Origin of the sequence: Bradyrhizobium sp. WSM1253 (assembly GCF_000244935.1) — a bacterium.
Taxonomy (GTDB): Bacteria; Pseudomonadota; Alphaproteobacteria; order Rhizobiales; family Xanthobacteraceae; genus Bradyrhizobium; species Bradyrhizobium canariense.
Genome location: NZ_JH600073.1, coordinates 1,088,107 through 1,111,336, shown reverse-complemented (window position 1 = coordinate 1,111,336; position 23,230 = coordinate 1,088,107). Strand labels below are relative to the sequence as shown.

The window sequence follows — 23,230 nt, the reverse complement described above, 5'->3', positions numbered from 1 at the left end:
CCCCAACGAGAACAATCAACGAGGAAGCGCCATGACGACCAAGCTGATCGACATTTCCGTCCCCCTCCAGAACGACGTGCCGGCCGACCCGCCCGGCAATCATCCGACGATCCAGTATATCGACCACCAGCAGGGCCTGCCGCGCATGCTGCAGTTCTTCGACGGGTTGAAGGCCGAGGATCTGCCCGACGGGCAGGGTTGGGCGGTGGAACAGGTCAGTCTCTCGACCCACAACGGCACGCATCTCGACGCACCCTGGCATTTTCACCCGACCATGAATCGCGGCGAGCGTTCCTGGACCATCGACGAAGTGCCGCTGGAATGGTGCTTCCAGCCCGGCGTGAAGCTCGACTTCCGGCACCTGCCCGACGGCTATGTCGCAACGGCCAAAGACGTCGAGGCCGAGCTCAAGCGTATCGGCCATGAGCTGAAGCCGTTGGAGATCGTCGTGGTCAACACCAGCGCCGGTGCCAAATATGGCCGGCAGGACTACGTCACGTCGGGCTGCGGGATGGGCTATGAAGCAACCATGTACCTGCTCGAGCGCGGTGTGCGCCTGACCGGTATCGACGGCTGGAGCTGGGACGCGCCGTTCGTTCATACCGCGAAGAAATACGCCGAAACCAGGGACGCCAGGCTGATCTGGGAAGGTCACAAGGCCGGCCGCCATATCGGCTATTGCCATCTCGAGAAGCTGCACAATCTCGAATTGCTGCCGTCGACCGGCTTCAAGGTGTCATGCTTCCCCGTGAAAATTGAGCGAGCCTCTGCAGGATGGACGCGAGCGGTCGCAATTTTGGAGAGCTAGCCTCTCAGGCCCCGTGCGCGCCAATCGCGGTTCAAATGGCCATCATCAGCAATAGTCGGTCTCCGGTTGCGCTTGCACCATTGAACTTACCGTTCGACATGCTTCTGAGTTTGGGCGGACGATCGCAGGAAATATCGCAGATTTGAGTCATGTTGGGGAAAAGCGATAGCGGTTTCCCGACTTGAGCCCCCGACGAGTCAAGATCCGTGTTCCGCCGCGCTCTGGTTAAACTGAGACCCGTCATTCCGACGAAGAGAAAACCCACGGTAGGTCCAATGTAGGTCTGGCGGTGAAGTTGTCGGAATGGGCATTGATCTTCCAAGCAAATCATACGCCTCTTAATCGGCGGGTCCCAGGTTCGAGCCCTGGTGCGCCAAGACGGATGGGGTCGACGAGAAAAAGGCGGATCTCGTGCGACGTTTTTTGCGATCGTGCCCCGGATAGCAGTGCGACTTATGCTTTTTCTTTATTTCTGCATCTTCGCGCAATGCGATACGGTGTGCAGATTCAACGGTACAGGCCGACTACGCGCTCGTCGTAGAATAGGATACTAGGGCGGGCAAAACGGACAACCTGTTTTGCCCAGTCGCCTCGTGATCCCTCGACCGTTCTGCGACAGCTTGGTGATTTAATCCCCGCCGCGGCAGCCGGGATCGGCAGGGCTGTGATCGACTTGATCTTCTCGATCGCAAAGCGCGAGGTGCGTGCTCGAAGTTGGAACCGGCAATCCGGCCACAATCAAGAAGCGTCGGCAGGGTGGGCCGGTACGGTGAAGTGAAAAATTGCGCCGTGGGGCTGGTTGCGCGTCACCCACAAGCGTCCGGCATGCGCTTCGATAATCGAACGACAGATCGACAGTCCCACCCCCAAACCGCTGGGCTTCGTCGTGTAGAAGGGCGCGAAGGCGTGCTTGAAGGTTTCAGAGCTCATCCCCGGTCCCGAGTCCTTTACCTCGACGAGAACACCGTTCGGTGCAGCCTGCGCGGTGGTGATCAGCACTTTGTTGGCTCCATTCGCGACCGTGCCGATTGCCTGGACAGCGTTGACAATCAGGTTGAGAACCACTTGTTGCAATTGGACGCGGTCGCCCTCGACAAGCGGCAAGCTGTCTGCAAATTCCGTCTGCACCGAGATGCCGTTCTTCATCGCTTCGCCGCGGGTAAGCTCAATAACGTCCCTGATCGCCTCATTGATGTCCAAGCGATCCTTCCGGGGCGGTGCTTTTTTGACGAGATCGCGAATTCGTTGGATGATGTCGCTGGCCCGAGCGGTATCGTTCATAAGCCAGTCCAGTGATTCCCTGACCCTCTCAAGATCCGGCGGATTTCTCTCCAGGAATCGCGCGGCCGCACCGGCATTCATGGATGCCGCGGCAATCGGCTGGCTCACTTCATGCGCGATCGAGGCCGTGAGTTCGCCCATGGTGGCGAGGCGGTTAGCGTGCGCAAGCTCCTTCTGTATCTCGCGCAGCGCCTCTGCGGCCCGCTTCTGTTCGGTGATGTGCCGTCCAACGCCGCGATAACCGATGAAGTGCCCGGACTTGTCGAGCACCGGCAGCCCGGAGACGGACACGTAGCGCTTGCCGCCATCGGGCGTAGGGCGCGCGAGCTCGAAATCGCGGAACGGAAGGTGGGCATCGAGCGTCTCCCGATGCTTGCGCCAAGCCTCCTCGTCGGGCTCCAAGTAGGGCACTTCCCAGCGCGTCTTACCAAGTTCAGAGCCCGACGCGGGTGCGTCGACCATGCCTTCGGCGAATTCCTGGCGAATGAAACGATGCCGCGCATCGGATTCCCAGTACACGTCGAAAGAGAACTGTACGAGAGTCCGGAAACGCTCCTCGCTCTCCTGCAGAGCCACTTCCGATCGTTTGCGCTCCGTCAGGTCAACGACAAAGGAGACGCCCTGGTCTCGTTGTTCGTCGAACGCAGCCATGCCGATCAACACCGACACGCGGCTTCCGTCCTTGCGGAAATACTCTTTCTCGAACGGCTGCACGCTACCCATCTTTTTTAGTTCCGGGATCCACCATCGCTCGTGGCGGTCGAGCCATTCAGGCGGCGTCAGGTCAGTCCAGCGCAGGCGGCCCGAGACGAGATCCTCACGGTCGTATCCCACGATGCTGAGAAACGCATCGTTGGCCTCCAGAATCGAACCTTCAAGCTCCCAGATGATGATTCCGATGATGTTGGCATCGACAAGGCGTCGGATTTTCGCTTCCCGTTCTCCGAGATCGCGGTACAAAGCCGCATTTTCCAGCGCGATTGCTGCCTGTGAGGCGAGCAGCTTCAGCACCGCAATTCGCGCCGGTGCAACAACGTAGGGCGTCAGTGTATTCTCGAGGTAAAGCACGCCGATAACTTTCGCACGGTTGATCAGGGGCATGCAGAGAATGGAACGAGCGCTGCGCTGATTAACGTAGGGGTCCGTGGCAAAGGGAGGCTGGACCGTGGCATCCCCGAGAACCGCGCACTCTCTGGTTCGCAGTACGTAATGGAGAACGGATTCGGGAAGGAGATCCGCGGTCACCGCTGTATTGCGCAGTTCAACAGTAACTTTATCGCCGGTTGTCGTGGCTTCCGCTTCAATGCGCGGCTCGGTGTCGTGCGACAGGATCAGCAGACCGCGTTCAGCCCCTGCTTGTTCGATGGCAGTGCGCATGAGCGTCTCGATAAGCGTCTCCAGCACCATCTCACCTGACACCGCTTCCGACACCTTGATGACAGTGGCGAGGTCGAGATGCTCGATCGGCGCTCCAATCGTGCTCATCGGGCCTGGCTCTGATCTCGCCTCCCTGAGGTGCGGGTGCATATCCTCAAGTTGCCGCACTTTACCGTCTGCCCCCCAACGAACATAGCAGTCGCGCGCTCTCCGCAAATAGATGCCAGCAAATTCTTCGAAACCACGCGCGCCGTAAAACCGCGCGGCCAATTCATAAGCGATCGCCTCGTGGTGGACGAAGCCGTTGTCGCGAGCGGAGCGGATGGCTTGTTCATAGAGACGCTCCGCGTCCAGTTCTCTGCCTTGGAGACGGGCGATCTCGGCGCCCGTTAGAATAGCGCGGTCCGCGAAATTCTCCGGGCAATTCTGTGCCCACAAATCGAGCTGCGTGTGGTGCCCAGTCAAGGCCTCAAGGTGCCCTTGACGTTGTTCGGGGTGTGCCGAATTCCAGCATGCAGCGTGCGATAGCGCTGCATAGAACTCGTATTCCACCGTCTCGAGTAGCTGCGGTGGTGACCACGGCAGTCTCCGCGCCTTCGATGCGGCGTCGACGGCCGGCGAATAGTCGCCGGCAAAGAAGCACGCTTGCAGCTTGCGGATCCAATACCAGCTCTCGGGCAGCGCGAATGCCGGATCGGCGGCCAAACTCCGTTCGAACCGAAGCTCGTCGGACGGGTCGTCGTGCAGAGCGCCGAAACGCCGCGTCAGGCCGCGCAGCATACGGATTAGCCCAAGCTGCGGCATTATGATGTCGGCCACCAACGCAAACTTCGCCTTCTTGCTCAACTGCAACCCGTGCTCGGCTTCGCGCTGCGCTTCTGCAAGCGCATCGCCCGCCGCAAGGAAATTCGTATTCAAGCTGGCGCAACTGAAGGCCGCGAACGTGACGTCGCCACTGCTGCTCGCGGCCTCAAATGCGCGCTGAAAGGCGTCTCGGGCATGCTGGAGGTGCTTGGTCCATGAAAGGACAAGGTTGCCATAGTTCAGGTAGGTCCTGGCGTGCACGCGCGAAAATCCGCGCCGCTCGACCAGCTCAGTGCCGATACGGCTGAATCGAAGGCCCGCCTGATAGTCGCCGAAGCGCGCGCCGGCAATGGCGCCGAACATGACGTAAGGAACGCATGAAGCATCGTTGTTCCCCCACTCGAGGCTGATCTCCACCGCTTTTAGGGCCACCAGCGAGCGAAGGTTCGCATCAGTGAAAAACGCCGGCGGCATGAGCGCCGTCAAAAGATCTATGGTCGCTAGTGCGAGTGCATCACTCATCAACGGCAGATCCAATAGCTCCTCGACCGACCGATTCCCGAGCCGAGATCGGACGTGCTCGTATTCGCGTCGGACGTCATCATCGCTTGGGTGGACTACCCATCGAATCCCGAGTTGTTCCAGATAGCTGAGACCGGCGCTAACCGCGCGGTCCGGCTCACTGAGCGCCGTATACAGATCCACCCGGCGGCGCGCGACGACAGCAAGGTCGGCGGCGGTCGCGGTTCGCGTCGTCAGCTCCTGCAAGCGCTGTTCTGCCTCCAGGACCGAGCCAGTCACGAACTCGCATTCGGCGCGATGCAACTCGAACGCAAAGGCAAGCTGCTGGCGTTGCTCCCAGCAGTCGTCTGGTAACAACGCGGCACCGGCAGCGGCATAGTTGAGCGATGCCGCGTAGGCCGCCGCCCCCCACGCGCGCAGGCTGGCTGTCAGATTAAGCTCTGCGAGTTGCTCGCGTTCGTCGCGCGAGGTGATCAAGGGCTCGCCACGGTTGAGCTGGTTGACGATCTCGAAAATAGCCCTCTCCCACTTCTCCCGGGGGGTCTGCGCCAGCAGCTCCCGACCGATTCGCAAATGCAGCGCCGCGCGTTGATCATCCGCAATCAGCGAGTAGGCGGCTTCGTGCACTCGATCGTGGACAAACCGATACACTCCTGGCTGGTGCTCGACCAATTCCTGGCGAATGGCCTCCCACAGATCCGCGTGTACCCGCTGCTCGGAGCGACCGAGGACGATCGAAATTGTCCTCGTGTCGGCGATGTTGCCGAGACAGGCCAGCCGCTGCAGCGTGATCTGCGTCTCGGCAGGCAGGCGGGTCAGCTTTGCGATCATCAGATCCACGACATTGTCGGTGTGGCCCTTGACGTGAATGCGAGCGAGATCCCAGCACCAGCACCGTGCGTCGTGATCGAAGCGGACCAATCCCTCTTCGGCAAGCGCCTGAAGGAATTGAATCACAAAGAATGGGTTGCCAGCCGTCTTATCGTGAATCAACTTCGCGAGTGGCGCGGCACGCGTCGAATCGCAGCGAAGAGCATCGGAAATCAAACGCGAAATGTGTGAGCTGGCAAGCGGCGCTAGAATGATCTGCTGCACGTTAGCGCCAGCACTCTTTATGGCCTCAAGCCTGTACCACAATGGATGAGCGACGGTGACCTCGTTGTCGCGAAAGGCGCCGATCAGCATCAGGTATTGCAGTTCGGAGCGGGTTAAAAGGTCCTCGATCAGATCGAGCGTGGCGGCATCGACCCACTGGAGATCGTCGAGGAACAACGCCAATGGATGCTCGGACTGTGCGAATACCCCTATGAAGCGCCGGAGCACGAGACGGAAGCGGTTCTGTGCTTGCTGCGGAGGGAGCTCAGGGACGGGTGGCTGCTCTCCGATGATCAACCGCAATTCAGGGATCAGATCGGTAACAAGTCGTCCATTGGCGCCCAGCGCACCACGAAGCGCTTGGCGCCAGTGCGTCAGCTCGGCTTCGTTGTTGCTCAGAAGGAACCGCACGAGACTCTGAAAAGCCTCCACTACCGTTGAATAGGGAATATCGCGTTTGTACTGGTCGAACTTGCCTGATGCGAACAGCCCGTGGGACGGAACAAGGCGACGATGGAGCTCATTGACTACCGAGGATTTACCAACGCCGGAATAGCCGGTAACCAGCATCAATTCCGGCGCGCCGCTCTTGATCATCCGGTCAAAGGCGGCCAGCATGGCTTCAATCTCGCGGTCCCGTCCGTAGAGCTTCTCAGGGATCCGCAGTCGGTCGGGCGTGTCGTATTGTGCGAGCGCGAACTCTTCGACGCGGCCTCCGGTTTCCCATTCAATCAGGCAGCGGCGTAGATCATGTTCGAGACCTGAAGCGCTCTGGTAGCGTTGCTCGGCGGATTTGGCGAGCAGCTTGAGGACTATGGTCGAGATTGCAGCCGGTACAGTGCTTACCCGCTCGCCGGGCGCCACTGGCTTTCGCGCAATGTGGCAATGCACCCACTCCATGGAATGTGCCGCTGAGAACGGCAACGAGCCGGTCAGCATCTGATAGAGCGTAACGCCAAGTGAATAGAGGTCACTCCGGAAATCGATCGACCGGTTCATCCATCCGGTCTGTTCGGGAGCCATATAGGGCAGCGTGCCCACGATGAATTCCGGCGGCCCAGGGGCGCGTCGCTCGCGGGCGAGGCGCGAGGCGATACCGAACCCGGTGAACCGGACCCGTCCGTCCTCGCAGTTCACCATAATATGCGCCGGCTTCACGTCCTTGTGGACGAGGCCGCGTTGGTGCACCTTGTTCAGGGCTGCGGCGATGCCGATCGCGAGCTGCAGAAAGCGTCCGATGTCCATGGGCGCACCAAGCAACTGTTCGAGCGGCTGGCCACCAGGATCCTCGAGCAGCAGCACTGGACGGTCACCATCGCACTCCAGCCCGAGCGGCCGCATTGCCCAAGTCTCATCTAATTGGTCTTTCAGCGCAAACTCGTGATCAAGACGATCGAGGAGGCCGGACGAAGCGTGTTTCGCCTTGGGAAGTACGGCCAATACAGTTCTGCAGGCGCCATCGGAAGCCGGACGCAATGGCCGGCAAAAGATGCGGTCATCGTCCTCCCATAGCACTTGGAACCGGCTATCCATGCGCATCAACCCAAAACGCTGGGTTCAACCCCGAAGCCTCCGCGTGACCAATATCGGGCGAGGAGGTACTGTGTTGCGCTCTGTGGCTACATCGACACTGCCATAAAAGCGGGCTTCTGCCCAGCGTAAGCTGCGGCGCCAGGCAGATGACGGCGAGAAAGCCGAAGCGCCGCTAGCCGGACACCAACCGTGTTCGCGCGCGAGCCGGCGGGCGAATTCAGCTGCGTATCGAACTCGAAATATGCTGCCCGATGCGTCGCCACAACTTCTGCTGGCCGTCCGGACCGGCTCGAATGCGAACGGCTTCTGCGGCTCAGGTGTGGTCTGGGCACCGGATTGCTATGCGGTGCGGCCCACGAGCTGATTGGCTCATAAAGCGGACGCGCACCGCCTTTGATTCCGGTCGCCTTCATCCCACTCTATGGTAGCAATCCGTTGTTAATGTCCACCATCATTCAGAATTCAGAGCATTTGTTAGTTGGCGTCGTGTGCACCGGGACATCAAACAAAATCTCTCTAAAGGCGGCGGAGGCAGGCGAAAGAGAAGCGGATGTGTGCGCCACTGCAGAATGGCTGGCGGGCGATGCAGATCGAAGGTGTGATGGAGCAGCAAACCCAACCCGCCTGCACCACAGCTTGAACGATCAGCGAAGAATTCCTCGCACTCGCCGATATCGTTGACAAAGCTGAGGTCAACTTGATCTTGTCGAAGTGAAAAGCGGTGCAGATGGCCGAGTGATTAATTCTCAGTGCCGAGGCATTGAGCGCAACGCGAGCGGCCATTATCTTTCCCTGTCGAATTAGGGATTGTCGCCGCAGACGCCGGCAGAGACGTTCGCAGCCCTTCCGAGATGACTCTTAAGTCTTCCAAGTGCCTCGGCCGGCCAATTTCGGAGATTGGCCACCGCAACCCATGCATCGGGATAGTGTTCTGGCGCGTAGACATGGCCATAACCGAAGGGCGTGCCGGTTGCGACCGCCATGTCAACGGCGATCTGCAGCATGGTCACGACCGGATACCATCGAAGTTCAGGCGAAACGTCCGGACCGCGCGGTGCATTCATCTAGGCCGGGCGCCGGTAGGCGTACCGATAATCGAAGAATACGATCGGGTCACTTGCAACCTGCTGGTGGCCGGGCGAGTTTCCGGACTGCTTCGCCAAAATCGTCCATCCGACCGCATCTACGGCGTGCTGCCGATGTCTCACATCGTCGGCTGTTCCATTCTGCTGATTTCGACGCTGATGCACGGCAGCACCTTGCACGTCATCGCCAAGGCCGATCCGGCTGCGCTCGCTCATGCCATCGCCGAGGAAGGGATTACCAGGCTGTTCGGCGTGCCGGCCACGTATCAGCGCTTGCTCGAATACAAGGCGGTCAAGGGCATCCAGATCGAGGACGAGCTTGGTATTCCGCTCCTGAACAATTATAGCATTACCGAATGTTCACCGGGTCTCTCCGGTGTCCGCTCAGACCTGTTCCAGACGAGTCGGTTGGCCCCTTTCTTCCCGGTATCGAGCACCGGATCGTGGACGGGCAAGGCAGGACGGTTGCGATCGGCGAAGTGGGCGAGCTGCACGTTCGCGGCCCCAACGTGATGCTGGGCTACTATCGTGCTCCGGAGCTGACGGCGGCGGCGATCGACAGCCAGGGCCGGTTCAACACAGGGGATCTCGCCCGGGTGAACGGTGAGGGCCATCTCTACATCGCCGGCCGCACCAAAGAACTCATCATTCGCTCCGGGTTCAACGTCTACCCCGCCGAGGTCGAGGCGGTTCTGAATGCGCACGATCAGGTCGTGCAATCGGCCGTGGTGGGACGATCTGTCGATGGCAACGAGGAAGTCGTTGCGTTCGTCCAACTGCTGCGAAGCGGGATCTGCAAAGGCGTTGGGAAGGTCCGCGCCTGTCCAAAGAATGTAGTCGTCGGGTTGGCCCGCCACGCCAATTTCGAGGAAGCGCGCATAGTTTAGGCCATCTATCGTAAATTGCCTGTTTGAGAAATTCTGCTTCAGCTATGTAATGCCGTGGAAGATTGATTTAAGCGCTTCCGCAACTTTTTCCTGTGCCACTGTCGGAAAGTCTTTCTTATCTGTCCGGTTCTGGACACAGCGCCTTGAAGCGTTCCGCCACCGGCGCGGGCAGTCTTTGCAGTCACCTCAGAATCTTGGCATAAGGACGTAATTCGCTCAAGAAAATGAAATTGAGGAACTGATGTCTGCCGGGTCATCCAATCGGGGCTACTTCGTTTTAACGCTCGCACCCTTATCGGGAGACGCGGAATACACGGACGCTGGCACCTTCGATGATTTCGATGAAGCAATGCGTGAGGCGGAAAAGCTTAGCGGAGCTAATCAAGACAAGGGCGTCTACCTGAGCGAAGCTGCGGTGTTCAAAGTCGGACGTTCCTCAAAGGAGGAGCCGATGATGTTCTGGTGGAACAAACCCTACGCTGACATGCTCGAAGAGGTGCCTCGCGCCAGAGGATACGGCTACCACACGCCTAAGAGGGGCGGCGCGAGATTTATCGAGTACGAACCAGACCCAGCTTTTCAAACATTCGAAGATTTGGAAGAACAGCTAGGCGATGCCGATGAAGCACAGTCGGACGAGGCCGAGTACGCCACAGGACATTGCGAATCCTGCGGCAAGATCGTTCCCCTTTACGAGCTGAGCGATTTCACCACCAGCGAAGAAGCCGGTCGTTTATCGGGATCAACTCGCACAGGACGGTCTTCCTCGAGACGCACTTCGCCTAGGAGCTCTTCATACACTAGCGGCTCTTCGTCTTCGAGTTCGTCCGGGCGCGGAGAAGGCGACGCGGGAATGGACGAAATCCCAGCCAGCGCCGCGTCTCTTGTTCGGACCACTGGCGAGAAGAGCCGGGTCGCTGAGCCGGGACAGGTCGACCACGTAAAGCCCTGCATCGCCGCGGAATGGCGCTCACCACCGGACGGTTCGGCTGCGCCTTCGCGCGGCGCCTGATGCACTCCGCCGAATTAACTTCCAACAGCAACATACGATTCACATATGTGGATGCTGGAACAACGTCGGCGGATTTCAGTCTCCGTTGCATCATTTTCCCGATTGGTCCACCGGCGGGCCATGATCCAAGCTTGTTAGAAGGCTTGGTTGGGGGTTACACGACATGCGTGATATCCCGGTCCAGCGGCTGACGCCATTGTGCGGCTGCATGAGCGTCTAGAACAGCTTACGTCTCAATTGTCCGAACTGGAGTGTCTTCGGGCCCGCGTGCTCGAAGCGGAGCGGAGCGTACTGATCACTGTCGAAACCGCTCCGTCCCGTTCGCGAGCGCCATCGCGGCATACGCGTTTTCCAGTTTCCCCAGTCCGTTCATCTCTTTGAAGTTGTGGCACGCGAACTTTAGCCTCCCCTTGACTTCGTCCGAGGCTCTGGCAGAGGCCGCTAGCGACGGTGCGGCGTTGGAACGCTTCGCCGATTACCGAATGTTCCCGGCACACGGCCCCAAAGTGGGCAATGCAGTCGTGCCCCAGCTCCCCCAATCCCTCGGAGCCGGGGCAACCCGGTCCACCACCATGTTTAGAGGTTTTGCTATCGCGCTATTTGGGCTGACCATTCTTTCGCAGCTCGATCAGGCGCTCTTCCTATGGTCGAAATACTGACGCTGCGCGCAGGCTTGTGCGGCAGATTAGTCGCAGTTTTGGGTTGTAGGTGAGCCGTGCTGCCATCATTCGCGCGAGGCATGTGAGCTTCCTCAACGGCTACTTCTTCAACAGTATCCCTACCTGAACAGACGAAGCGTCCGGGAATAATGCATTGTATTCGGTGCCAGGCCGCAATACCGGAACCGCTATTTCCCCTTCAACGTGACCAAACATAACTGGGGTTTGCACGTATCCAAATCGCGCAGCATCCGCGCGCACTCGTACGGTAGTGTCATGAACCAGCTTTACAACACTGTTTGCGATATCGCCCTCCTGAAGGAGCGGGATGATTGCTTGGGTAAAAAGCCCATGTTGAGAAATCGGATCCTCAAGCGCCTCTTCGGTCACACCGCACGCAGCGAATAGAACGCGCCCATTACCGGTAATCTCCACAAAGGCTGACCCAGCGTCGCGAGGAATTGGGCTACCTTCGAGAACGCGCGCCGGGGCGCCACCACTAAAGCAACAATCGAGGAAACAAATGACGGCCTTTGCGCGTGAGACCTTGAATCGACGGGCTAGCTCATCCATTGGGAGAGTCGTGGCGGCTAGGTCAGAAAATTGCGTGTCATGAGTGACTAGGCGATGGTCATGGGTACCATGGCCTACGAAACTCAGAATGACCGTGTCTTCAGGTCCTGCTGCATCAAGTGTTGAAGTGAGCAGGTCGCGGATGGCTGCAAGGGTATCCCCGACGTGAAGGTCGACGATGTCGCCGAACGTTCGAGCCTGCACAGCAGCCTTCGGTTTTGGTGATCCACTGCGGTCGATGTTGCGCTCCATATCGAGCGCCCAAGTCCTCGCCGTCCTTGCGCCGGCGGAAAGTCTCTGACACGTAGCGGTTCTTGCGGCGGACCTGGACGCGCCAGTTCCCGGAAGACAATTGCGTGAAGCTGGCCACGGCCGTGTGCACTCCCCAATTCGTGTGCGCTACGTGTGCACTGAGAGGTCAAAACAGGTACAAACGTGTGCAAATTCGGCTAGTTTGGAGTGCACACGTTCATGCTTCATCCTATTGAAAGCACAAGGTAAATCATTGAAATCGCAACACTATCGCTTTTCTGTGGCGCCCATGATGGATTGGACCGACCGGCATTGCCGGGTGTTCCACCGTCACCTGACGCGGCGGGCGCTGCTCTATACGGAGATGCTGACCACTGGTGCCATCATTCATGGTGACCGGGAGCGGCTGCTTGGGTTCGACATGGTCGAGCACCCGGTCGCGCTTCAGCTTGGCGGGTCGGATCCGCGCAAGCTGGCGCTGGCGGCGCGGATCGGCGAGGAGTTCGGTTATGACGAGATCAACCTCAACGTCGGCTGCCCCTCCGACCGCGTGAAGGACGGCCGTTTCGGCGCTTGCCTGATGGCAGAGCCTGATCTCGTGGCGAGGTGTGTCGAGGCGATGAAGGGTGCGGTGGCCGTGCCCGTGACCGTGAAGTGCCGCATCGGTATCGACGACCAAGATCCGGAGGTCGCGCTCGACAAGCTTGCGCGCGCGGTCGTCGCCTCCGGCTGCGATGCGCTTATCGTGCATGCCCGGAAAGCATGGCTCAACGGTTTGTCACCGAAGGAGAATCGCGACATCCCGCCGCTCGACTATGATCGCGTCTATCGCCTCAAGCGCGCGATGCCCAATGTGCCTGTCATCATCAACGGCGGCATCCCCGGTGTCGACGAGGCCAAAGCACATCTCGATCACGTTGACGGCGCGATGCTCGGACGGGCCGCCTATCAGGAGCCATGGCGGCTGCTCTCCGTCGATACCGACATTTTCGGCGAGGAGGCGCCGCATGCCTCGATGCAGGATGCGCTCGAAGCGATGATGCCCTACATCGAACAACAGCTCGCGCGCGGCACGCGGCTGCACTCCATGACGAGGCATTTCGTCGGCGCATTCCATGCCGTGCCCGGCGCGCGCGCCTTCCGCCGCCATCTTGCCGAGCAGGGGGTGAAGCCGGGCGCCGGCCTCGAGGTGCTGCGCGATGCGATTGCACGTGTCGGTGCCCGCGCGCCGGCAGAGGCGGCGGCCTAGCCGTAGTCGCATGACGAGCCGGATTGCAAAAGTCTAGTCGACTGCCAGGCGCGAGCGGCGGTGACTGGTCTGGAGCTCCGGATAACCGGTGAGCATCAGCTTGTCGGCGCGCACGCCCCAGCTCTCCAGGCGATCGAGGAAGCTCATGCCGAGCAGGTTGGTCTTCATCTGTCCGCGCTGCACGACGAGGGCCGGCACCGATTTCTCGACGAGGTGGCCGACGGAGAGACGGTCGATCGTGAGGCGGGCCGCCTTGGTGTGACCGCCCGCGGTTTCGAGATCGACGTCGTATTCGAGCATCTCGAGCGGCAGCCCGATCGCTTTCGCGGTTTCCCAGGTCAGCACCACCGAGGTCGCGCCGGTGTCGATGACCATCGGTGCGGCCACGCCGTTGATCTTGGCGCGCAGCGCGAATTCGCCGCCCTGGCCGCGCTGAATCTGCACGGCGGGGGCGGGCGCTGCGGTCTGCGTGCGAAAGATATGCGAGACCTTGCTGCTCGCGCGCGCGATCTGGTCGGAATCGCCATAGGCGACGACGGCACCGGCCGTGCAGGCGAGCATGATGAGAACGAGCAGGAACCGGATCATTGCGCATCTCCCGATGCGCTCAGGCCGGTCAGCTGCGTTTCGGCGATCCCGCGATGGGCGCAAGTCCAGCCTGATTCATGCGCGCCGGCAACAGCGCCATGAGCGCGAGCCGTTCCGCGCTCTCCATGGCGTGCCAGCGCGCGATCTCCGGCAATGTGCGTCCGCAGCCGAAGCACAGCCTGGTCTTGGGATCGATCATGCAGACGGCCACGCACGGCGTTTCTTTGCTCATTCGGACATAGTGGCGGATGGTCGGGCATGACTGCAAGCATCTCGTTACGAGCCCGTACCTGCGCTCATGATCGGCTTGCGGCGGGGCCGGCGCTTCTCGTCCGCGACCGCGGAACTCTCGGGTTGGAGCGGCGGAGAATCATCCGATATCGGCGCCAGCGCGCTCATCACGCGCTCGGGCGGGAAGGTGACGATCACTTCGGTGCCGATGCGCAGCTTCGATTTCAGCGTGAACGTACCGCCGTGCAGGTCGACCAGATTCTTGGCGATCGGCAGGCCGAGACCGGCGCCCTGTTCGGCCGACTTGATCGAGTTGGAGCCTTGGCCGAACGATGCCAGCACGACCGGGATCTCGTCCTCGGGGATTCCGGAGCCGGTATCCTTCACCGAGAGATATTGTCCGCCTGAAGCCGTCCAGCCGGCCTTGAGCCAGATCTCGCCGCCCTGCGGAGTGAACTTGATCGAGTTGGAGAGCAGATTGAGCACGACCTGGCGGATCGCCCGCTCGTCGGCCCAGAGCCGCGGCATTGCCTGCTCGAACACTTCGTGGATGGTAATGCCACGGCTCGAGGCGCGCAGCTTCATCAGATGATGGCAGTCGGCGACGATGCCGACCAGCGAGACCGCTTCCTCGTTGAGCTCGTAGCGGCCAGCCTCGATCCGCGACAGATCGAGGATCTCGTTGATGAGGTTGAGCAGGTGGACGCCGGAATTGTGGATGTCGGCCGAGTACTCCTTGTAGACCGGCACGGCATGCGCGCCGAAAATCTCGCTCTTCATCACCTCCGAGAAGCCGAGGATCGCATTGAGCGGCGTCCGGAGTTCATGGCTCATCTGCGCCAGAAAGCGCGACTTGGCGACATTGGCGGATTCGGCGCGGTGGCGCGCCTCGTCCGAGATCGCCTTGGCCTGTTCGAGCTCGCCGATCAGCGCGTCCTTCTCGGCGCGCGCCTCGAGCGTGGCGAAGGTCGAAGAGTGCAGACGGTGGGCCAGCAGCACGAAATAGCCTTCAGCGGCGAGGGCGAGCGCGGCCAGGATGTAATTGTCCAGCGAGCCGGTCATCACGAAGCTCAGCGCCATCGCGACCGCGACCGGTGCGGTGGCGGCGAGGGCGGCGATCGGCAGATTGGCGGCCAGCATGCTCGATACTGCGATCACCAGCAGCATCAGGAACATCATCAGCGATTCCGTGATCATGTCGAGCACGGGATGGATCAGGATCGCCATCCAGCAAAGGCCATAGAGCAGGTCGAGGACGACGAAGCGTGTCTGCCATGCGCGCGTTCCCGCGGGCGAGGCGGGCTCGGCCAGGAAGCGGTGGCAGCTGCGGATCATCGCGGCATGGATGCAAAGCATGCCGGCGGTCCAGGCCGCGGCCGGGATCGGCTGCATCCACAGCCCAAACAGCACGCCCGTCGCGACCACAAGCAGCATCACGACATAGGAGGCCGACAGCCGGGTCTGGGCGTAATGGCGCAGCATCTCGGCGTCGAAAGCCGGCCGGGTTCCACTGGTAGACGTTAACTTGTCGCGCGCCTCGCGCACCCGCTGTGCCGCAGCCCGGCGATGGCTCGCCGACGGCACGCTCACCGGCTCGGCCGGAAGCTGCACAACCTCGGGCTTTTCAGCGGGTTTACTCATCGCACAACAACAATTCCTGCCCGCGCGGGACGGGCCTTCTGCATTGTCTATCTCTGGCAAGAAATCCTTAAGAGGTGACTTAAGGAGCTAAAGAATTACGTTAACCCGGCGTTAATTTTGGATCCGGTGTGAGCCGCTCAATGCAGCGCCGCGTGCTGTGCGATGTACACCACTGCTCCCGCCAGATAGCCGGCGAGCGCCGGGAGGGCGATGCGACGGGCGTACCAGAGGAACTCGATGCGCTCGAGCCCCATGGCGGCGACGCCTGCGGCCGAGCCGATGATCAGAATCGAGCCGCCGGTGCCGGCGCAATAGGCGATGAATTCCCAGATGAAGCTGTCGGGTGGATAATGCGCCAGGTCGTACATACCCATCGTCGCGGCGACCAGCGGCACGTTGTCGATGACGGCGCTGAGCAGCCCGAGCACGATCACGATGATGTCCTGTCGGCCGATCGCGGTGTCCAGCCATTTGGCCAGCATGGAGAGCAGGCCGGCATGTTCGAGGCAGGCAACCGCGAGCAAGATTCCGAGGAAGAACACGATCGAGCCCATGTCGATCCGCGTCAGCGCATTCGCAAGCGTGAGCGGACCGCGGACATGCTCATCCTTATTGCGATGAACGATCTCGCCGACCAACCACACGATGCCAAGCCCGAGCAGGACGCCCATGAACGGCGGCAGGTGCGTGACCGTCTTGAAGGCGGGCACCGCAATCAGCACGCCGAGTCCGAGATAGAACATCACGTTCCGCTCGAACGGATCGACGCCCTGCAATCCGTCCTCTTTCGGCGGCGGTGCGATGGTCTTGCCCTTGAGCGAAAAGCTGATGAATGCGAGCGGCACCAGCAGGTTCAGCAGCGAGGGCAGGAACACCCCGCCCATGATTTTTAGGGGCGAAATCTGTCCGCCGATCCACAGCATGGTCGTGGTGACGTCGCCGATCACGGTCCATGCACCACCGGCATTTGCGGCGATGACGATGAGTGAGGCGAACAGCAAGCGGTCGTCGCGCTTGGCGATCAACCGCTGGATCAGCGAGACCATGACGATGGTGGTGGTCAGATTGTCGAGGATTGCGCTGAGGAAGAAGGTCACGAAGCCAATCAGCCATATCAGACGGACCTGGCTGGTCGTGCTGATGCGGGAGGTGATGACCTCGAAACCGTCATGGGCGTCGATGACCTCGACGATGGTCATCGCGCCAACCAGGAAGAACACGATCTGCGCGGTGGCGGCGACGGACTCGTCAAGCTGACGGCCGACCAGCGTGTGGTCGCCGGTCGCGAGCGCGTAGATTGTCCAGAGCACGCCCGCGCCGAGTAGAGCAGACGCGCTCTTGTTCACCCCGATCGGATGCTCAAGCGCGATCGCCGCATAGGCGAGGACGAAGATTGCGGCGAGTGCGATCAGCAAGGCAGGATCACTTCGTCAGGTGTCAGCGATTAAGGCGCGCGAGCAGGCTCGACGTATCCCAGCGCTTGCCGCCCATCTTCTCGACCTCGGCGTAGAACTGGTCGACCAGCGCGGTCACGGGCAGGTTGGCGCCGTTGCGGCGGGCTTCAGCCAGTGAGATCGAGAGATCCTTGCGCATCCATTCGACCGCGAAGCCGAAATCGTACTTGTCCTCGTTCATGGTCTTGTAGCGGTTCTCCATCTGCCAGGACTGCGCGGCGCCCTTTGAGATGGTTTCGATCACGGCGGCGACGTCGAGGCCACTCTTCTTGGCGAAGTGAATACCCTCGGAGAGGCCCTGGACGAGGCCGGCGATGCAGATCTGGTTGACCATTTTGGTCAGCTGGCCGGAGCCGGCGGGCCCCAGCAATTTGCACATCCGCGCATAGGCGCCCGTGATGATCGGCTCGGCACCCGCATAGGCGTCCTGCGTGCCGCCGCACATCACCGTCAGCACGCCGTTCTCGGCGCCGGCCTGGCCGCCGGACACGGGTGCGTCGATGAACTTGAAGCCGGCCTTGGTCGCGGCAGCATCAAGCTCACGCGCGACCTCGGCGGAAGCGGTGGTGTGGTCGACGAAGGTCGCACCCTTCTTCATGCCGGCAAACGCGCCGTCGACACCGATCGTGACCGCGCGCAGATCGTTGTCGTTGCCGACGCAGCACATCACGAAATCCTGGCCCTCGGCCGCGGCCTTCGGGGTCGCCGCGGTCTTGCCGCCGAACTTGTCCGCCCACTCCTTCGCCTTGGCCGCGGTGCGGTTATAGACGGTGACCTCATGGCCCCCTTTTTTCACGAGGTGTCCGGCCATGGGGAAGCCCATCACGCCGAGACCGAGGAAAGCGACTTTAGCCATCTGTGGTACCTTGTCCGTAGTTTGGGTTTTACGGTTCTTGCCGGGCGAGGGGCGCCCGGTTCCGCCATTGCGGCAGATCGGGCGCACCATAAACCCTTGAGGCCGGAGGGCAACGGCTTCGTTTGGCCCCTGCCTGTGCTAGGATGGCGGACTTACGGACTTCAAAAAAATGGAGCGAAGGCATGGGCGGCGTAAGCGTGGGCGTGCTCGATCATTTCAACATCCGGACCCGGAATCTGGCCGAGACCGCCCGCTTCTACGAAGACGTGCTGGGCCTGGAAAAAGGCCCCCGGCCGAATTTCGCCTTCCCCGGCGCCTGGATGTACAGCGAGGGTAAACCGGTGGTGCACCTGGTCGATATTTCTCCGACTGCCGAGCCACAAAAGCCGGATTCCGGCGTTGTCCACCACGTCGCCTTCGCCAGCCGCGGCTTTGACGGCATGAAACAGCGGCTGGCCTCAAAGGGGATGAAGTTCGACTCCCGCCAGGTGCCCGGCGGCGAACTCTGGCAGATCTTCGTCCATGACCCGAACGGGGTCATGATCGAGCTGAACTACGAAGCGGCCCTGGAGCAGGGCGCCGCGCCCGCCGAGATGGCTGACGATATCGGCAGGCAGTAGCCTTTTGGGCGTTTCCGCTCTAATGGGGCATCTTGAATTCTAGGAGATGCGCTTTGAGCGTGACGCAGCAACAGGTTCTCGACAGCCTCGCCAGGATCAAGTCGCCCCGCGGGGTCGCGCTCACCAATGCCAATGTGCTGAGCGCGATCAGCGCGGCCGACGGCAAGGTGTTCTTCTCGATCAATGTCGATGCCGCCGAGGCGCGCGCCTGGGAATCCGTCCGGGCCGAGGCCGAGGCCGCGGTGCGGGCCATTCCCGGCGTCACCACCGTCATGGTGGCGCTGACCGCCGAGCGCAAGGCCGGCGCGGCGCCGCCACCGCCGCCAACTCCCAGCCGCGGTACGCCAGGCGTGCAGCCGGTCCATGCCCACAAGCCGCCGCCGCAGGGCGGCGCCCAATCGCCGATGGCGCGGCAGTCCGAGATTCCGGGCGTCGCGGCCGTGATCGCGGTTGCCTCGGGCAAGGGCGGCGTCGGCAAGTCCACCACTGCTCTCAATCTTGCGCTGGGCCTGCGCGATCTGGGCCTCAAGGTCGGGCTGCTCGATGCCGACATCTACGGCCCCTCGGTGCCGCGGCTGACGGGCCTGCATGAGAAGCCGGAGCTGGATGGCGAGCGCAAGATGATTCCGCTCAGGCGCTTCGGCCTGGCGATCATGTCGATCGGCTTCCTGGTGGAGGAAGAGACGGCGATGATCTGGCGCGGGCCAATGGTGATGTCGGCGGTGACGCAGATGCTGCGCGACGTCGCATGGGGGCAGCTCGACGTCCTCGTCGTCGACATGCCGCCAGGGACCGGCGATGCCCAGCTCACGCTGGCGCAGAACGTCCCTTTGAAAGGCGCCGTGATCGTCTCGACCCCGCAGGACCTGTCGCTGATCGACGCAAGGCGGGGGCTTGCGATGTTCAAGAAGGTCAACGTGCCCGTACTCGGCATCGTCGAGAACATGAGCTATTTCCAGTGCCCGCAATGCGGCACCAAATCCGACATTTTCGGCCATGGCGGCGCGCGCCACGAAGCCGAGAAGCTCGGGGTACCGTTCCTGGGCGAGGTCCCCCTGCACATGGCGATTCGCGCCACCTCGGATGCGGGCACGCCCGTTGTGGACAGCGAGCCGGACGGTCCCCATGCGGCGATCTACCGCGCCATTGCGGGACAGGTGCGGGACCAGCTCAAGGGCGTCGTCGCCGCGGCCTGAGCGGATCCAAGGCAATACCTTCAAGCAACCCCCTGCAAACCAATACCCCGGGGACATGCGACTTTCGTAGAGCCCTGTCATGCCAATGTCGCGTTTCGAAAGCGGGGCTTCCGTGTTAAAGGCCCACGGCAGTCAAGCCCCTTCGGTTCGACGCGGCCCAAGAACGCGTCGCCGGAATGAGCGGCAGCAAAGAGGAAGTTAGGGGAAACGCCCCAACAAGGAGAGACTGAAGATGAAGCGTCGTGATTTCCTGAAAGTGTCGGCAGCCGGTGCGGCGGCGACCGCCGCGGTGGCCTCGCCGGCGATCGCGCAGTCCTCGCCCGAGATCAAGTGGCGCCTGACGTCGAGCTTCCCGAAGTCGCTCGACACCATCTATGGCGGTGCCGAGCAGATGGCGAAGTACGTCGCCGAGATGACCGACAACAAGTTTCAGATCCAGGTCTTCCAGGCGGGTGAAATCGTCCCGGGCCTGCAGGCGCTGGATGCGACGCAGAAGGGCACGGTCGAGATGTGCCACACGGTGTCGTATTATTACGTCGGCAAGGACCCGACCTTCGCGATCTTCGCATCGGTGCCTTTCGGCCTGAACGCACGCCAGCAGAATTCCTGGCTGTACCAAGGCGGCGGCAACGAACTCGCCAACGAGTTCTTCAAGAAGTCGAACGTGATGGGCTTCCCCTGCGGCAACACCGGCACCCAGATGGGCGGCTGGTTCCGCAAGGAGATCAAGACCGTTGCCGACCTCTCGGGCCTCAAGATGCGCATCGGCGGCATTGCCGGCCAGGTGCTCCAGAAGGTCGGTGTGGTGCCGCAGCAGCTCGCCGGCGGCGACATCTATCCGTCGCTCGAGAAGGGCACCATCGACGCGGCCGAATGGGTCGGCCCCTACGATGACGAGAAGCTCGGCTTCGCCAAGGTCGCCAAGTACTACTACTACCCGGGCTTCTGGGAAGGCGGTCCGACCGTTCACGCCTTCGCCAACATCGATAAGTGGAACGAGCTGCCGAAGAACTATCAGGCGATCCTCACCAACGCGACCGTCAATACCAACACCTGGATGGCCGCGCGCTACGACATGGTGAACCCCGGCGCCCTGAAGCGTCTGGTCGCCGGCGGAACGCAGCTTCGCCCGTTCACCAATGAAGTTCTGGAAGCCTGTCTCAAGGCCACCAACGAATTGTGGGGCGAGATCTCGGCCAAGAATCCCGACTTCAAGAAGTCGATCGACGCCATGCAGGCCTACCGCTCCGACGAATATCTGTGGTGGCAGGTCGCCGAATACACCTACGACAGCTTCATGATCCGCTCGCGCACCCGCGGCTGATCTTCGAACAAGTCGCAAGACGACACGCCCGGTCTCGTTCGCGAGGCCGGGCTTTTCTTTGGGGCGACGCGGTCGGAATAGGCGAGGCCGATGCCGCCGAGCGGCGGTGTCGCCGGGGGACGGGCGGCGCCTCCAACAAAAAATCTGAAAAACAACCCCATGCACAGTAGACGAGGGTTGAGAGGACAAGGCGTTGCGAGTGCAGCCAACAGCTTGATGCGATGGAGCTAATTGGCAGGCAGGCCCGAGCATCGCGCGGTCGATGGCAACTTTGCATTTTGGGAGCGAAAGCGGGAGGCGCACCAAGCGCGTGCTTCAGCGAGACCGTTTGACTCGTCGGGCAAAACAGTGGCATAAAGGCATTATCGCAAAATCCGAAATGAGCGCCTCGGCGGCTGGCCTGGGTTGACGATGAGCTTCGATCCCGATGAGGTTCAAAGCGCGCTGCGCAAGGCCTGGTCGTCGTCGACATCAAGCCAATGGACGGTAGACAATCCAGCCGCAGGGCAATGCAACGTCACCGCGTTACCGATTCACGAACTGTTCGGCGGCAAGCTGCTGAAGACGCCGCTGCCGGCCGGCGACCATTTCTACAATCGGATCGGAGGCGAGAGGTACGACTTCACGGCGAGCCAGTTCGATCGGCCGATCGCCTACATGGACGTGCTGACGGATCGGGCCGACGCAGAGCTGGGTGCAGCACACGATCAGTTGGCGGAACTTAGGGCCGCTTTCCGGGTGCACTGTCCGCACTCGGACTAGGGTGTGTCTTCATAAACGTCGGCTTGCCAACGGATTGTGTTGCCAAACTCCGGTTGAGACGACTCGCGAACCGTGATTCCGTTGGTGTGAGGCGGCATTTGCGGGAGCAGCGGATGTTAGGTCGGCAGGAGAGCGGTCAGGGCCAGTTCTTTTACTCCTTTGATCTCGACAAGGTGGTGCCGGTTGATCACCTGGTACGGCAAATCGACGGTTTTCTGGACCTGAGTTGGGTGCACAACGAGCTCGCTCCATTCTACTCCCACACTGGCCGGCCTTCGATTGATCCGGTGCTCATGATCCGGATGCTGGTCTTGGGCTACGTATTTGCACTTCGTTCCGAGCGTCGGCTCTGCGCCGAGGTCCAAGTCAATCTGGCTTATAGATGGTTTTGCAAGCTCGGCATCGAGGATCATATCCCTCATCACTCGGTGTTTTGCCGGGCGCGGCGCGAACGCTTCCGTGAGAGCGATGCCTTACGCCGGGTTTTTGAACGTGTACTGGCACTGTCTATTTCGGCGGGGCTGGTCGGAGGCGAAGCGTTCTCAGTCGATGCGAGCCTGATCAAGGCCGATGTGAACAAGACTAGGCGACTTCCCGGCGACCAGCCTATTACCTGGCCAAAGGCGAGGAAGCATCCCATGCGGTGCGCGAGTACATCGCAGCGATTGATGCCGCCAATAGCGATAAGGACGGCGATGAAGACGGCGGCGGTTCAAGTGAAGGCAGCCGTCGCCGCAGCCTCCCAGGAAGTCTCGCTCACCGATCCGCAAGCAACATGGGTTACGAGGCCGGGCGTGGATCCATTCTTTGCTTATGATGCGAACTATCTGATCGACAACAAGGCCGGGATCATCCTCGATGCGGTAGGCACGCGCGCGAACCGTGCAGTTGAGATTGCTGTCACCCAGATCATGGTGGACCGTGTTGAGCGTCGCTTCGATCTGCGCCCCAAGAGATTGGCAGGCGACACGGCTTACGGCGCGGTCAGATTGCTCAAATGGCTAGTGGATCGCAAGATCACGCCGCACGTTCCGGTGTGGGACAAGTCGGCACGCCCCGATGGCACCTTTAGCCGAGCGGACTTCGTCTTCGACAAAAAGCGCAATGTCTATGTTTGCCCGGGTGGCGCGGAACTGACCAGCACCGGCAATATCGATCAAGGTCACATCGTTTACTACAGGGCCAGCAAGAGCGATTGCTCTGGCTGCGCCTTGAAGCCCAAATGCACGACAGCGGACGTGCGCAAAATTACCCGTGACGTCAACGAAGATGTGCGCGATCATGTCCGTGCGCTGGCGAATACGGAAGCCTTCGAGCAATCGCACCGCGAGCGCAAAAAGGTCGAGATGCGGTTTGCTCATATGAAACGCATTCTCAGGCTCGACCGGCTTCGGTTGCGGGGCCTGAATGGCGTCAGGGAC

The 23,230-nt window shown here is 61.1% G+C and carries 17 protein-coding genes and 3 pseudogenes; 11 read left to right on the top strand and 9 right to left on the bottom strand.

Translation table 11 applies throughout. The features are described 5' to 3' along the window. Nucleotides 1-31 precede the first annotated feature (31 nt). Nucleotides 32-808, top strand: coding sequence for a cyclase family protein (locus tag BRA1253DRAFT_RS07225; RefSeq protein WP_007592612.1), 777 nt, complete (start codon nt 32-34; stop codon nt 806-808). A 738-nt stretch (nt 809-1,546) separates the two neighbouring features. Here the strand turns inward: BRA1253DRAFT_RS07225 and BRA1253DRAFT_RS07220 are convergent. From BRA1253DRAFT_RS07220 to BRA1253DRAFT_RS43420, 3 genes and pseudogenes are all read right to left on the bottom strand, one after another. Then, entirely contained in the window at nt 1,547-7,426 is a 5,880-nt protein-coding gene (locus BRA1253DRAFT_RS07220) for an AAA family ATPase (protein ID WP_007592611.1), read from the bottom strand. 510 nt (nt 7,427-7,936) lie between these two features. After that, on the bottom strand, nt 7,937-8,203 hold the full coding sequence (locus tag BRA1253DRAFT_RS43425; protein WP_157158552.1) for a hypothetical protein: 267 nt from the start codon (nt 8,201-8,203) through the stop codon (nt 7,937-7,939). A 17-nt stretch (nt 8,204-8,220) separates the two neighbouring features. Beyond that, a pseudogene (locus tag BRA1253DRAFT_RS43420) lies at nt 8,221-8,547 on the bottom strand (alpha/beta-hydrolase family protein); the annotation flags it as partial. A gap of 72 nt (nt 8,548-8,619) precedes the next feature. Between BRA1253DRAFT_RS43420 and BRA1253DRAFT_RS46140 the strand changes: the two are divergent. The 4 genes and pseudogenes from BRA1253DRAFT_RS46140 to BRA1253DRAFT_RS07210 all read left to right on the top strand — a co-directional run. Next, a pseudogene (locus BRA1253DRAFT_RS46140) lies at nt 8,620-8,742 on the top strand (hypothetical protein); the annotation flags it as partial. Nucleotides 8,743-8,861: 119 nt separating this feature from the next. Next, nucleotides 8,862-8,972, top strand: a pseudogene (locus tag BRA1253DRAFT_RS46135) (hypothetical protein); the annotation flags it as partial. 12 nt (nt 8,973-8,984) lie between these two features. Continuing rightward, entirely contained in the window at nt 8,985-9,392 is a 408-nt protein-coding gene (locus tag BRA1253DRAFT_RS45065; RefSeq protein ID WP_051058399.1) for an AMP-binding protein, read from the top strand. Between the two features lie 241 nt (nt 9,393-9,633). Beyond that, nucleotides 9,634-10,404, top strand: coding sequence for a hypothetical protein (locus BRA1253DRAFT_RS07210; protein WP_007592608.1), 771 nt, complete (start codon nt 9,634-9,636; stop codon nt 10,402-10,404). 758 nt (nt 10,405-11,162) lie between these two features. Here BRA1253DRAFT_RS07210 and BRA1253DRAFT_RS45060 read toward each other — a convergent pair. Next, entirely contained in the window at nt 11,163-11,888 is a 726-nt protein-coding gene (locus BRA1253DRAFT_RS45060) for a caspase family protein (RefSeq protein WP_035992912.1), read from the bottom strand. Between the two features lie 253 nt (nt 11,889-12,141). Between BRA1253DRAFT_RS45060 and dusA the strand changes: the two genes are divergently transcribed. Next, on the top strand, nt 12,142-13,137 hold the full coding sequence (gene dusA / locus BRA1253DRAFT_RS07195; protein ID WP_083869798.1) for a tRNA dihydrouridine(20/20a) synthase DusA: 996 nt from the start codon (nt 12,142-12,144) through the stop codon (nt 13,135-13,137). A gap of 33 nt (nt 13,138-13,170) precedes the next feature. On the opposite strand, the gene BRA1253DRAFT_RS07190 is transcribed toward dusA, so the two are convergent. The 5 genes from BRA1253DRAFT_RS07190 to BRA1253DRAFT_RS07170 form a co-directional block, all read right to left on the bottom strand. After that, entirely contained in the window at nt 13,171-13,725 is a 555-nt protein-coding gene (locus BRA1253DRAFT_RS07190; protein ID WP_007592605.1) for a TIGR02281 family clan AA aspartic protease, read from the bottom strand. A 28-nt stretch (nt 13,726-13,753) separates the two neighbouring features. Next, complete coding sequence (locus BRA1253DRAFT_RS07185) at nt 13,754-13,957, bottom strand: DUF1289 domain-containing protein (RefSeq protein ID WP_007592603.1); 204 nt, start codon at nt 13,955-13,957, stop codon at nt 13,754-13,756. A gap of 44 nt (nt 13,958-14,001) precedes the next feature. After that, nucleotides 14,002-15,597 carry a HAMP domain-containing sensor histidine kinase gene (locus BRA1253DRAFT_RS07180; protein ID WP_007592601.1) on the bottom strand — a complete coding sequence of 532 codons (1,596 nt, stop codon included), beginning with the start codon at nt 15,595-15,597 and terminating at the stop codon, nt 14,002-14,004. Nucleotides 15,598-15,734: 137 nt separating this feature from the next. Beyond that, nucleotides 15,735-17,012: a sodium:proton antiporter NhaD gene (nhaD, locus tag BRA1253DRAFT_RS07175; protein WP_007592600.1), complete on the bottom strand. Its 1,278-nt coding sequence runs from the start codon at nt 17,010-17,012 to the stop codon at nt 15,735-15,737. Nucleotides 17,013-17,034: 22 nt separating this feature from the next. Further along, the gene (locus BRA1253DRAFT_RS07170) at nt 17,035-17,907 is read right to left on the bottom strand and encodes an NAD(P)-dependent oxidoreductase (protein ID WP_007592598.1); all 873 of its coding nucleotides are present in this window, start codon (nt 17,905-17,907) and stop codon (nt 17,035-17,037) included. 182 nt (nt 17,908-18,089) lie between these two features. Between BRA1253DRAFT_RS07170 and BRA1253DRAFT_RS07165 the strand changes: the two genes are divergently transcribed. The 5 genes from BRA1253DRAFT_RS07165 to BRA1253DRAFT_RS07145 all read left to right on the top strand — a co-directional run. Next, entirely contained in the window at nt 18,090-18,527 is a 438-nt protein-coding gene (locus BRA1253DRAFT_RS07165) for a VOC family protein (protein ID WP_007592597.1), read from the top strand. A gap of 53 nt (nt 18,528-18,580) precedes the next feature. After that, on the top strand, nt 18,581-19,723 hold the full coding sequence (locus tag BRA1253DRAFT_RS07160) for an Mrp/NBP35 family ATP-binding protein (RefSeq protein WP_007592595.1): 1,143 nt from the start codon (nt 18,581-18,583) through the stop codon (nt 19,721-19,723). 232 nt (nt 19,724-19,955) lie between these two features. Further along, nucleotides 19,956-21,047: a TRAP transporter substrate-binding protein gene (locus tag BRA1253DRAFT_RS07155; RefSeq protein WP_007592593.1), complete on the top strand. Its 1,092-nt coding sequence runs from the start codon at nt 19,956-19,958 to the stop codon at nt 21,045-21,047. A 411-nt stretch (nt 21,048-21,458) separates the two neighbouring features. Then, nucleotides 21,459-21,809 carry a hypothetical protein gene (locus tag BRA1253DRAFT_RS07150; protein ID WP_007592592.1) on the top strand — a complete coding sequence of 117 codons (351 nt, stop codon included), beginning with the start codon at nt 21,459-21,461 and terminating at the stop codon, nt 21,807-21,809. 113 nt (nt 21,810-21,922) lie between these two features. Then, nucleotides 21,923-23,230, top strand: a 1,308-nt coding sequence (locus tag BRA1253DRAFT_RS07145; RefSeq protein ID WP_007592590.1) for an IS1182 family transposase, incomplete at its 3' end; no start/stop codon positions are given.

What these genes read in the sequence shown, in the direction of transcription:
- BRA1253DRAFT_RS07225 (WP_007592612.1), top strand. Translation starts at nt 32, where the DNA reads ATGACGACCAAGCTGATCGACATTTCCGTCCCCCTCCAGAACGACGTG.
- BRA1253DRAFT_RS07220 (WP_007592611.1), bottom strand. Translation starts at nt 7,426, where the DNA reads ATGCGCATGGATAGCCGGTTCCAAGTGCTATGGGAGGACGATGACCGC.
- BRA1253DRAFT_RS43425 (WP_157158552.1), bottom strand. Translation starts at nt 8,203, where the DNA reads ATGGCCGCTCGCGTTGCGCTCAATGCCTCGGCACTGAGAATTAATCAC.
- BRA1253DRAFT_RS07210 (WP_007592608.1), top strand. Translation starts at nt 9,634, where the DNA reads ATGTCTGCCGGGTCATCCAATCGGGGCTACTTCGTTTTAACGCTCGCA.
- BRA1253DRAFT_RS45060 (WP_035992912.1), bottom strand. Translation starts at nt 11,888, where the DNA reads ATGGAGCGCAACATCGACCGCAGTGGATCACCAAAACCGAAGGCTGCT.
- BRA1253DRAFT_RS07190 (WP_007592605.1), bottom strand. Translation starts at nt 13,725, where the DNA reads ATGATCCGGTTCCTGCTCGTTCTCATCATGCTCGCCTGCACGGCCGGT.
- BRA1253DRAFT_RS07185 (WP_007592603.1), bottom strand. Translation starts at nt 13,957, where the DNA reads ATGAGCAAAGAAACGCCGTGCGTGGCCGTCTGCATGATCGATCCCAAG.
- BRA1253DRAFT_RS07180 (WP_007592601.1), bottom strand. Translation starts at nt 15,597, where the DNA reads ATGAGTAAACCCGCTGAAAAGCCCGAGGTTGTGCAGCTTCCGGCCGAG.
- BRA1253DRAFT_RS07170 (WP_007592598.1), bottom strand. Translation starts at nt 17,907, where the DNA reads ATGGCTAAAGTCGCTTTCCTCGGTCTCGGCGTGATGGGCTTCCCCATG.
- BRA1253DRAFT_RS07165 (WP_007592597.1), top strand. Translation starts at nt 18,090, where the DNA reads ATGGGCGGCGTAAGCGTGGGCGTGCTCGATCATTTCAACATCCGGACC.
- BRA1253DRAFT_RS07155 (WP_007592593.1), top strand. Translation starts at nt 19,956, where the DNA reads ATGAAGCGTCGTGATTTCCTGAAAGTGTCGGCAGCCGGTGCGGCGGCG.
- BRA1253DRAFT_RS07150 (WP_007592592.1), top strand. Translation starts at nt 21,459, where the DNA reads ATGAGCTTCGATCCCGATGAGGTTCAAAGCGCGCTGCGCAAGGCCTGG.